The organism is Zunongwangia atlantica 22II14-10F7 (assembly GCF_002094855.1).
GTDB classification, from domain to species: domain Bacteria; phylum Bacteroidota; class Bacteroidia; order Flavobacteriales; family Flavobacteriaceae; genus Zunongwangia; species Zunongwangia atlantica.
Window position 1 is genome coordinate 49,129 of sequence record NZ_ARYN01000021.1, and the last position, 11,735, is coordinate 60,863.

General features: G+C 37.0%; 8 protein-coding genes. 4 read left to right on the forward strand and 4 right to left on the reverse strand.

What is annotated here, in order from left to right; translation table 11 throughout:
* Nucleotides 1-6: 6 nt before the first annotated feature.
* Nucleotides 7-603, reverse strand: coding sequence for a hypothetical protein (locus tag IIF7_RS18375; RefSeq protein ID WP_084843146.1), 597 nt, complete (start codon nucleotides 601-603; stop codon nucleotides 7-9).
* A gap of 951 nt (nucleotides 604-1,554) precedes the next feature.
* On the opposite strand from IIF7_RS18375, the gene IIF7_RS18380 reads away from it, so the two are divergent.
* The 3 genes from IIF7_RS18380 (at nucleotide 1,555) to IIF7_RS18390 (ending at nucleotide 8,830) form a co-directional block, all read left to right on the forward strand.
* Nucleotides 1,555-4,584 carry a SusC/RagA family TonB-linked outer membrane protein gene (locus IIF7_RS18380; protein ID WP_084843147.1) on the forward strand — a complete coding sequence of 1,010 codons (3,030 nt, stop codon included), beginning with the start codon at nucleotides 1,555-1,557 and terminating at the stop codon, nucleotides 4,582-4,584.
* Between the two features lie 9 nt (nucleotides 4,585-4,593).
* Nucleotides 4,594-5,982 (forward strand): RagB/SusD family nutrient uptake outer membrane protein, encoded by a 1,389-nt coding sequence (locus IIF7_RS18385; protein ID WP_084843148.1) that lies wholly within the window; start codon nucleotides 4,594-4,596, stop codon nucleotides 5,980-5,982.
* A gap of 169 nt (nucleotides 5,983-6,151) precedes the next feature.
* Complete coding sequence (locus IIF7_RS18390) at nucleotides 6,152-8,830, forward strand: M16 family metallopeptidase (RefSeq protein WP_176218999.1); 2,679 nt, start codon at nucleotides 6,152-6,154, stop codon at nucleotides 8,828-8,830.
* 50 nt (nucleotides 8,831-8,880) lie between these two features.
* Here the strand turns inward: IIF7_RS18390 and IIF7_RS18395 are convergent, their stop codons facing one another.
* The 3 genes from IIF7_RS18395 to IIF7_RS18405 all read right to left on the reverse strand — a co-directional run bounded on the left by IIF7_RS18395 (nucleotide 8,881) and on the right by IIF7_RS18405 (nucleotide 10,708).
* Nucleotides 8,881-9,204 (reverse strand): DUF6520 family protein, encoded by a 324-nt coding sequence (locus IIF7_RS18395; RefSeq protein ID WP_084843150.1) that lies wholly within the window; start codon nucleotides 9,202-9,204, stop codon nucleotides 8,881-8,883.
* 215 nt (nucleotides 9,205-9,419) lie between these two features.
* Entirely contained in the window at nucleotides 9,420-10,352 is a 933-nt protein-coding gene (locus IIF7_RS18400) for a helix-turn-helix transcriptional regulator (RefSeq protein ID WP_084843151.1), read from the reverse strand.
* A 14-nt stretch (nucleotides 10,353-10,366) separates the two neighbouring features.
* On the reverse strand, nucleotides 10,367-10,708 hold the full coding sequence (locus tag IIF7_RS18405) for a DUF7793 family protein (protein WP_139801361.1): 342 nt from the start codon (nucleotides 10,706-10,708) through the stop codon (nucleotides 10,367-10,369).
* A gap of 275 nt (nucleotides 10,709-10,983) precedes the next feature.
* Between IIF7_RS18405 and IIF7_RS18410 the strand changes: the two genes are divergently transcribed.
* The coding region (locus tag IIF7_RS18410; protein ID WP_084843153.1) for an RteC domain-containing protein at nucleotides 10,984-11,735 on the forward strand (752 nt) is incomplete at its 3' end.

Consider the following 11,735-nt stretch of genomic DNA (forward strand, 5'->3'; position numbering starts at 1 on the left):
ATTTAATTATTCGTTTTTCCTAGATAACCATTTTTCTCCTACTTTTTCTATAGCCTTTGCTACCATTTTTGAAGGTAACCTCTTTTTTAATCTGTATTTATACTCAGGTACACCGTTATTATTAATTTTTTTTCCGGTTTTTATGATATAGTTTTTGAGCCTAGTTTTATTCCATTCGATTGAATAAGTAGCAAATTTTTTTGGTAATGAATTTATTAATTCTTTATTGGTAAACTCATCTTCTAGATTGTATACGTTAGATAGCAACACAATAATATATGAAATTGGTTTTCCAGTGTATTGATTTGTAGAAATATTTCTAACTAGTTTTACATTTATAGTCCTTTTAGCTAGCTCATCAATTTCATTTTCATTAAGTGCTTTGGTCAAAAGGTCAGCTGTAGTAAGCCCTAGAAATTCTCTTACACATTTGAGATCTTTTAACAGAGGTTCTTGTTTATAAGCTAAAATATTAGATAATTTATTGGTAGGCCAGTTCATTTTCCTGTTAAACTTGAATTTGCTCAAATGTAATCGATGAATGATATTGGAAAGATTATTTATAAATAATTCCTTTTCATCTATTTCCGAATAATTTTCCATTAACTCGATTAATAAAATTTGTTTATATCGATTTGTTGTTTATATTTGTCATATACTAATAGCGACACGGAAATAGGGGAAGCCCTATTGTAACGATGTTGACTCGTTCGAAATCCGCCAGATTGCCACGAGTTGACCGAGTGATCGCCTATTGCTGGAATTGATTATCTTCGCGATATATTCCAGTATGGCGTTACTCGTTAACTTTTGGGGCAAACTTGAATCTTAGGATGAAAGATGGTTTCTGGCGGAACCACGAACTTAAGTTACGAGGACGCTTACTGGTTTTATTAATCCTCTTCAGCTTTCCGGGTACATCATCGTTTACATAATAAATATTAATATGAAAACGAGAACCACATATCCTACTAAACACCTTTGCGGCATATTGCTGCATGAGAGTTTATTCTCTTTTCATAAAAGCGAACCACAGCCCCGATCCTTACAATCTATTTCAAAAAACAAAATTTGCGCCCCAGAATAATACAGATTAGCCGGTAGTAAAAGCCCTAACTTTTGCCCGGTATAACCGGCCTGGTACCTGTGTAAACCACATAGGCGTAGTCATAGGATTAACCAATGTATTATCTAGTACTCGCAATGCTAAAAATACAGGGTTTTCCTTAGTTACGCAAATCCAATATTTGCTATTACAGGCAAGCTGGGTCGGTTTTAATAAGCTAAGTCAAGCTTCAATAAAAAAATACCGCTGATAGGTTAAAACTTTTGGCTATTAGTTGAAAGCTTTACGGAAAGTAAACAGTAAAACTGTAGAATCGTTAATCCTAAATTATAAACTATAAGATTGAACAAACAAAACCACACACATTTGAATTGGCGTGGCCTTCAAAGGCTAAAAGCTAAAGCCTTCCTGCGATTAAGATTGCTGTCTAGTGCAGGAAGGCTATGGTTTAATTAACTAATAAAGTAACACAAAACCACAGCTAAATTATGAAAAATAATTACAGGTGCTGCAATCTTGTAGTGCTAATACCCCTTTTATGTTCATTTTTCATCTTAGGAAGAATGAATGCTGCTCCTTATTTATTGATGTCGAGTAGCGAAATATTAAAATTTGAATCTTTTTTTCAACAACAAATATCCGGAACCGTAAGGGATCAGAATGGTGTTCCTATTCCCGGAGTGAATGTAATCGTTCAGGGATCTTCTAACGGAACCATGACCAACCTTGATGGTGAATATACCATTGTTGCTAGTGTGGGGGATACGCTCGTATTTTCTTATATAGGCTTTAAAGAATTTAAAGTTCAGGTGAATGATACCTTTACTGGAGAGGTTACCCTGGAAAGCTCTGTTGATGCGCTAGAAGAGGTCGTCATTAATGCCGGTTATTATAATACTACACAGCGGGAGCGCACGGGGAATATCGTAAAAGTAAGTGCTGCAGAAATTGAAATTCAACCTTTAACAAGTCCTCTTTTATCCTTGCAGGGGCGTATGCCGGGTGTAGAGTTATCACAGGCTGGTGGAGTTGTCGGCCAGGCGCCTACTATTCGTATTCGGGGTAGGAATAGTCTTAGAATGCAAGGGGACTATCCTTTAATTATTTTAGATGGTGTACCATTAGACGCTAGCCCGATTAATAGTGTTGGAGAGTTTGGGAGAAGTTCTGGAATGGATCCCCTAAGTACGCTTAATCTCACCAATATTGAAAGTATAGAAATCCTTAAGGATGCCGATGCTACTGCTATCTATGGATCTCGTGGCGCTAATGGAGTAGTGCTTATTACCACTAAAAGAAATATTCAAACTAAAGTGGAAACTGCCGTGCAAGCCAGAATATATATCGGTGTTTCACAGGTGTCCCATAAGATGGATCTCATGAATACCAGAGAATACTTAAGTATACGACGACAGGCCTTTGAAAACGATGGGGTGACCCCATCGGAAACCAATGCACCTGAGCTGCTACTTTGGGATCAGAACAAGGATACCGATTGGCAGGAGGTGTTTATGGGACATTCATCCCCCATTACAGATATAAATCTGTCCCTTTCTGAATCAAACGAGAACACCTCTTTTTTGATTGGTGGATCTTATCACACCGAAGGATCTGTATTTCCCGGAGACTTTAATTATCAAAAAGCAACCGCAAACCTCAATCTTAACCATAGTTCCAACGATAAAAAGTTCAAGCTTCAATTCACCTCTAATTATGGAACAGATCAAAATCATCTTTTTAGCGGAACCAATTTTGTGAATTATGCTCGTAGGCTTCCCCCTAATGCCCCTGCAATCTATACGGAAGATGGTAGCTTAAATTGGGAAGGATGGACCATATCAGATAACCCTTTGGCAGTACTGAATCAACCAGTGGAAATTGAAACCAATAACCTCATTGCTAATCTACAACTAAACTACGAAGTACTGGAAGGTTTGAGCCTTAGGGCCAATTTTGGATATACCCATATGACCAGTCAGGAAGTGACCAGAAATTTACAGGAGTCTTTTAATCCGGATGATTGGGATTGGATTGAACTCAACTCTTTTCATTCAGATACCAAAAGGAATTCCTGGATTATCGAACCACAAGTGGATTTTTCAAAAGACTTTGGGCAACTGGAATTGAATATGCTCGGAGGCGCGACCTTTCAGGAGAATACTACTACAAATCTTTTTCTGGAAGGTATTGGTTATAGCGATGATAATCTGGTGGGTAACCTGAATGCTGCTGAAGAGATTAGAGTGTCTACGGATCGTAAGATCACCTATCGTTATGCCGCCCTTTTTGGACGCCTAGGAATAAACTGGTACAAAAAGTATTTTCTTAATCTTACCGGAAGGCGAGATGGATCTTCCCGTTTTGGGCCTAACAGGCGTTTTTCTGAGTTCTGGGCAGTAGGGGGTGCCTGGATTTTTTCTGAGGAGCTTTTTCTGAGCAAACTTCCTTTTTTAAGTTTTGGTAAATTACGAGCGAGTTACGGAACAACAGGGAGTGATCAAATCCCGGATTATGGCTTTTTAGATACTTACGAGGTTACTGCTGGTCCCGGTGGACTTTTTCCTACGAGCCCTTTTAATCCTAATTATTCCTGGGAAATTAATAAGAAACTCGAAGCCGCTTTACAACTAGGGTTTTTAGAAGATAAAATTAACCTTGAAGTGGCATGGTATCGCAACCGTTCATCGAATCAACTAACAGGATATCCTTTACCTGCGATGACTGGATTTACCTCGGTACAGGCTAATCTTCCAGCAACGATTGAAAATAAAGGATGGGAGTTTATTGTATCAATTGCACCTATTCAAAATAAGAAATTTTATTGGCAGACTTCCGTCAACTTTACGGTTCCTGAGAATAAACTGGTGAAATTTGAAAACCTTGAAATGTCTTCTTATCGCCAAACCTATAAGATTGGAGAGCCACTTAATATCGCTATGCTCTATAAATTTGACGGAATAGATCCTGAAACAGGACGTTATCGCATTTTGGATGCCAATGGAGATGGGCGTTATGATTTTGAAGATCGGATCATTACTCAGCCATTGGGTAGGCAGTATTATGGCGGAATTCATAATAATTTCAGATGTGGAAACTTTAATCTGGAGTTCCTAGTGCAGTATATCCGGCAGGATGGGTATTCCATCAGCCAAATAACCACCCCTCCCGGCCTTTATGGAAATACAACAAGGGATGTTCTCAATGCATGGCAACAGCAAGGAGACCCCGAAGATATCCAAAAACTTTCTCAATCGGTGTATTCTCTTTTATCCTACAACGAGGCCATGAATAGTGATCTTGTTGTTCAGGATAACTCATTTTTACGCCTAAAAACCCTTTCTGTTGGATATCGTTTTCCTACAGGCTTTTTAGATCACCTGGGGGTACGGGAATTAAACCTGTTTGCGCATGCACAAAACCTGTTTACCCTAACAGATTATAAAGGTTTGGATCCCGAAACCGGTAATAATATCCCTCCATTAAGAACATTCACCGCCGGTTTACAACTTAATCTCTAAAATCAGAAAATGAAAAATTATAGCATTTATTTAGTAATGTGGATAGGTCTATTCTTTTCTTCTTGCGAAGAATTTGTGGAGGTATCCATTCCAGATGATAGAATCACCAGTGAAACCGTTTTTAATAGTGAGGTGACCGCAAATAGCGCCGTACAGGGGATCTATAATCAGCTTTTTAGTCTAGCATTTTCAAGTGGGCGCCAAAATTCTGTTACCGTACTTTCCGGATTATCTGCCGATAACCTGGAAGCTACAGTTACCACCGAAAGTTTAGTGGAGTTTGAACAGAATGAAATATTCGTCGGTAATAGTAGTAATTTAAGTCTATGGTCCAGTGCTTACAATGTCATTTATATGGCGAATGCTGTATTGGAGGGGTTGGAAAACAGTAGCGATAATATCAGTAATGCTAGTAGAGCGCAATTACGGGGAGAGGCTTTATTTATACGGTCTTTTTCCTATTTCTATCTTGTTAATTTATATGGAGCTGTACCTCTGGTTTTAACGACCGCCTATAGTAGTAATGCCGATCTGGAAAGAACGAACCGTAATGAAGTGTATGAGCATATGATCATAGATTTGAATGAAGCTGCCGATTTATTGGAAGAAGAATACCAGAATGAAGAGCGCCTGCGCGCCAATAGGTTTGCAGTCCTTTCTTTACTGGCTCGCGTTTATCTCTATACTGAAAATTGGGAAATGGCAGAACAGATAAGTACTCGGGTTATAGAGGCTCCCGTATACCGTCTTAATAGTAATCTCAATGATGTTTTTCTCAGCAATAATGAGGAAGCAATATGGCAAATCTCACCATTAAATGGTGGTTCGACTCGGTCGAATACCAATGAAGGGGATTACTTTATTATGCTTAGTAACCGGGCGAATGTTGCTTTAACACAGGATTTGTTAGATATATTCAAACCTACAGATTCCCGGTTATCCCAATGGATAGGAAGCTTTTCTTCGAACGAAACTACCTATTATTTCCCATATAAGTATAAGATTAAAAACGCTGTAGGTGAAGCTTCTGAATATTCTACAGTACTCCGCCTGGCAGAGCAGTACCTGATAAGATCTGAAGCCAGAGCGCACCAAAACCGCATTTCCCAGGCAATAGCTGATCTTAATAGGATAAGACAACGAGCGAATTTGGGGGCTATACAAGAGACAGAATTAGATGGCGGGCAAATGCAACTTTTGGACTCGATAAAGTTAGAGCGTAGAAGAGAGCTTTTTACAGAGTGGGGACATCGTTGGCTCGATTTAAAAAGATGGGAACTTGCTTCACAACTATTATCCGATAAAAAAGAAGCCTGGCAGCCTGGCGATGTATTATATCCTATTCCCGAAGAAGAAATCAGAAAAAATTATAATCTCACTCAAAATGATGGCTACTAGGATGAAAACATACTGTTCTCTTTTTAAGAAATCATGCATGGTTAACAAAAAAATAGGCTTAGTAACAATATTCTGCCTTGTCATCTGTTCCTTTGCAGCAGCACAAATAAAACAAGAGGGGATACCTGGTCTTCGAAGTGGTCGGTTAGCAAATGGTCTATCTTATTATATGAAACATTTAGACGATAAACCGGCAGGGATACAACTTAGTCTTATTGTAAAGGTAGGTAATGACCAGGAAAAAAAGGGACAAAGTGAATTTGCTCATATCATCGAGCATCTTGGATTTACTGCTGCTAAAGACCCTGTAAATGGAATAACGGAAAGTTTATATAAAAAGCTAGATATTAATATTGGTCAAATCAATGGGCATACTAAAAATGAATATACAGAATATCGTATACTATTAAAAAACGGACAGGAAGAGAAGTTGGGTGTGCTGATGAATTATATCCACAATATGATATGGAACCTCAATATTGATAATACAAATCTTGATGTGGAACGAAAAGCAGTAATTAATGAAGCTAATTCCGGTAATTTTGGTCTCCCTCTTCTCCCGCTGAGTATGGAACGGGAAATAACTGGATGGGGTACCCCTATTCCGAGCGATTACCTCGAGCATATGCAGCGTTTTACGTTAAAGGAAGTTACCGAGTTCTATAGATTATGGTATCGTACCGATAAAATGGCGCTTATGGTTATAGGGGATATACCAGATATGGATGAAGTAGAAAATAAAATTAAAAGTAATTTCAATAAGCTACTTTTTGATAGGGAAGTGATGGGAGATTCTTTAAATAAACGGGCGTACCTGAATCGATTACCGCAGTTTATAAAAAAAGATATTGCACAACCTGTCAATCAAAGACCTGATCCAACAGTTAAACTAAATTTATATTACCGGATGAATCCTTCTGAAATTAAAATAACCGGTTCCTCTTTAACCGATCGTTATATACGAGAATTATTTGTTCGATTATTAAATGAAAGGTACCAGCAACAGCTAAAACACTATAACAAGTTTTACTTTATACGGAGTCAGTTTTTAGATCCACCCTATGCCTTGCGTTTAAATATTAGTATTAATGAACAATTTGGACAGGGTGTGATAGAAGATTTATTGAGTGTTGTCGCGCAAGTGAGAAACTATGGTTTCTTACCAGAAGAATTCAATAAGGTTCAAAAGGAAACCCTTGCCTCTGCGAATAAGGATACTACCAAAATATCTTTTTGGAGAAATAAATTCTTATCCAATTATATGGAGAAGGAAGCCCTGGAAATTGATCATATAAAATTAATACAGGAATTTTCTGAAAATCTTACGTTTCAGGAATTCAATGAAATGATTCAGGAATTTTTGAAGAGTGAACCGGATGATATCAGTTTAGCAGCAGTAGAGGGAAATAGTGCCCTTCAGACTTCTGAAGATCAAGTACGAAACTGGATACAGGAAATCAATACTAAAGAGGTTACACCATATAACTATCCGGTTACCCCACAATATTTAATTTCACCTAAAAGATTAGAGCATCTTAATGGAAAGGGGATGACTAAGCTTAAAACGTTAATCCCCAGAGCCGAAAAATATAGATTGGATAACGGATTGGTTATGCTATTAAAACCTCAAAAAGATTCATCAAAAAGGGGTGCTATAAAATTTCATGGATTTAGTAACTCGTCAAAATTACAGTTGGAGGAAGATGAGTATGCGGGCCATTTTCTGTCTCAAGTACTCAAAAACTCGGGTCTTGGAGAGCTGGATAAATTTCAGTTGGAAAGATTTTTAAATGATATTAATTTTAGAGGGAATGTAGATGTGTATACTAATCTCCAGGAGGTAGGTATCAACGGGAAGACCTCTAAAAAGGATTTAGAAATAGCGCTGCAGTTAGTTTATAGCTACTTTAATAGCCCTAATTTTAGTATGCAATCTTTTCAGGACTGGAAGAAACGAAAGGAATTGGAACCGCAGTCATATGTGGAACGTTATGATGAATTTATGTCAGAAATAAGGAAAGTGTTGCCGGATGATAATTTTTTACCAGAAGGCGATCAAAAGCTGCGAAATATCGAAACTATAGAATTAGAGCAGGTTAAGCGTATTCACAAAAAATTATTCGGTAATCCTGGCGATTTTACGTTTCTTTTTTCAGGAGATTTTGATTCGGAGGATATCCTGCAACTTTTAAATAAGTATCTGGGGAATTTATTAGCATTCGACTCCAATAAGCGGTCTAAGGATGTACCATACATGAATCAAAATACTTCTAATCCTTCTTCTTATAAATATGATTTTTATTCCGATAGAATAGAGGATGCGGTAATGGTGAGAATTGCTTATGCGACTCCTACTGATGCTATAGCAATGGATTGGCGAGCAAAAATTAAACTGGAATTTTTACGTAGGATCACGTCGCAACTGATGATGGATAAACTGCGTTTCAAATCAGATGAGGGAGGGATCTATCAGGTAAGTGTAGGGACAGATTATGTGGAAGCACCTAAACGACTGGAAATATTTACCCAGTATGACTGCCTTGCCGAGGATGCAGATCGGTTAATAAGACAAACAAAAGATATAGTTAGGAATTTGGGGCATATGATAACCCCCGAAATATTTGAAAGATACAGAAAAAGTATGCTTACTAGTAATGGTAACAATACGACCGGAAAAATATTAGACTATTTGTATGATTATCAGAACCAAAGAAATGAATGGGTGACTAATAAGGAACGACGAAAATATATCGAAAATCTGGATATTGACGATCTTCGGGAAAGCATTCATTTATTTCTAAATGATAAACAGGTTCCTTACGAGTTTAAAATGCTTCCTAAAGCTTAGGATAATATAAAAAGTGTACAGGAAAATTCCTGTACACTAATTACTTTCAATTAATTGGAAGGTACGGGACCATCAATAATTTTTATGCTTCCACTTCCAAGTGCCGGGTCATTGATGTCTTGAGAATTATAAACCTGGTACGAGTTAATTTCGGGATCCTCTGAAAAGGTGACTTGACATAAAGAAGTTCCATCTTCACAATCTACATCTACCTCATGCCAGTTATTATTTACTCTCACAAACATAGTAGCTTGTTGATCATTGGGAATATCCGGAGAATCCTTTGGTTCCAATGTAAAGTTCGTCGTGGCAAAAGCCATTCCAATAGCAAATACGATTGCTACAATTGGTAAAATCAATTTTTTAAATTTCATGGCATTGAATTTAAATGTTAATAATAGATTGCCCGTTTTTTTAGTCGGGTGACGGTGCACCCTAAGGATTGTTGCAACATACGATCGTAATGGTTTACTAACTCTGATTTTTAGTAAGTATCCATTTTATCTTTCCTGAAGTAAAATTGAAAAATAAAAGTTTTCCAGAGGGACAAAAGTTGTTTTCTAAGGCTCTAATTTTAGATTGGCGGTTATTACTTTGATTTTTTAAAGAAATTATTGCGGTATTGACTAGGAGAAACACCGTATTCCTGCTTAAAACGATTTGAATAATGAGAGGATGCTTGGAAGCCGAAATGTCTTGAAATTTCATTGATCTTCATGTCGGTCTCTTCCAAAAGTGCCAGGCTCTCTTCCAATCGCATCTTGATGTCATAAGCTCTTATCGGTAACTGATAGAATTTTTTGAAAACACGTTTTATTCTGGATCTACTGGCCGCTGCTTCGGAAGCTATTTGATTAAGCCCTGGCAGTCGGGAATGACGATATTCTTTAAGAATGTCGTGAACCTTTTTAGCAAGTAGAAAATCCCGAACATTGCGAATATCTGAATTGTTTGATGTATCAATTTTAGCAAATGAGTCAACTTCATTTTGCGATAAATCCGGTAAAGGCTCTTCTGGGTCAAATGCAAATAACAAATAATTGGGCGCCTCTATGCCAAGTCCACATCTTAATATTCTAACCTGTAGAGGGCTAATTAAATCATTGGAACTCTGAAAATCAACGATTCCAAAATCAAGTAAGCAGTTTTTGTTGCGTGGAAATCTTTTCCATATTTTATTCAATTTCTTTAGGGATTTCTTTGGTAGTAATTGAGCTAATTTAACAGGGTAATTAGTCTTCATTAGAATATTGAAATTCTCATCACTATGTGTGATTATATTTTTATCATTATCTAACATGATAAACAATTTCGGTTGCGAGTATAAGGTCTTTTCCGTCCTTATCTGATACATAAACTGATTCATTTTAATGCTAGCATGATTGATCAGTAAGGCCAGAGTATCTTCCCTGTTTTTATTATTTGATATGGGAATACGATATGAAAAATCAAATTGAGATATTTTAATCAAAGCTTCCCGTAATTGATCAAATCGCTTATCATTTGAGGAATAATTAGCCATAGTTATGAGTTTAATTATTTATAATCTTGAAGAAATGCCAGAGCATTAAGCTCGCTTTTAAATAGTTTAACAGGAACTTGCGGGTGATGAACATCTCTGAAGAGTAGCGCAAGAGATTGATCATAATCATTATTGGTAAGAATGGCAACAGCACTGGTCATTAGTGAGCCCTTTGTTGCAAAATGATCTAGAGCCTGATCCGATATGTTCTTTAAGTGCTGGATGCGACATAATATAGGGTAGGATTGGTGCCGCTGGAATATAAGGCGACCTGCAACAATTTTTTTTGCTGCACGTAGATCTAGCTCTGGAATGGGCTTATAAGTAATATATAATATTCCATCGCGAATCGACATCGTAGTATATTTAGATTCCTTCTGCATGTATCAATCTGCCACAATAATAAAGTGATAAGCTTTTTGAAGCTCTTTTCTTACATTAAAAGTAATAATAATTATGTATTGTTCAAATCAGATCGGTGTATCTGTTAGGTCTAAAAAATATATGTAGAGTCTTTTTTTAGTGTTGAAAGCCACCAAATGGCATCAAAATTAATTCTTTTCTGTACTTTGTTTGTAAACGCGATCTGTTCATTCAGAAGTGTTGATGTTTAACTTTTAAACTTTTTTAAATGTATAAAACAATTTTAGAGAAATTTAGTGAAGAGGTAAAAAAGAAGCAGGAGGGGACAGAGGATTATTTAAAGCGTGCCATCGAAATGATTCAGTTCTGTCGAGAAATACTGATAGATATGAAATCCATGGTCGATGAAAATGACTTCGAAAGTGTGCCGGAAGAAATCTATTTCTTTAAACAGGTTAAGCCTCTACCGATGAGCTATATGATTTATTATACCCACGTGCGAAGTTGTGAGCTTCACAAGCCCAAAGCAGGGAAACAATATAAAATCAGGTTTTTGGAAAAGGAAATGCGAAAAGTCAATAAATTCTTTGCGAAGAATACTGACTTTACTTACTATATGGAACAGGGATATACCTATATGGATCATAGTTTTTTCACCCGTCGCGGAATTGAAAAGTTTCCTTTGGATCCTACGGAAAATCAATATTTCGATCCTGATTTTACGACCTCACATGATCTCTTATGGGCTAAAATTCAAGCTGTATATCGCTATATCCATTACCTGCGGGAACAACTCCAAAAATTACATGGGAAAGAACTAGAATTTTCTATTGATAAACGGCATCAGGTTCTGGTATGGACTAATAGTAAAACAGCCCTAGTGGAACTCATATACGCACTGTATAATAATGAGGCTTTTAATTATGGGAAGTCTGACCTTAATACTGTTACCCATGCCTTAGAGGAGGTCTTCAATATCCGATTGGATAATATCTCCAAAACCTATATGGAAATTAAAGC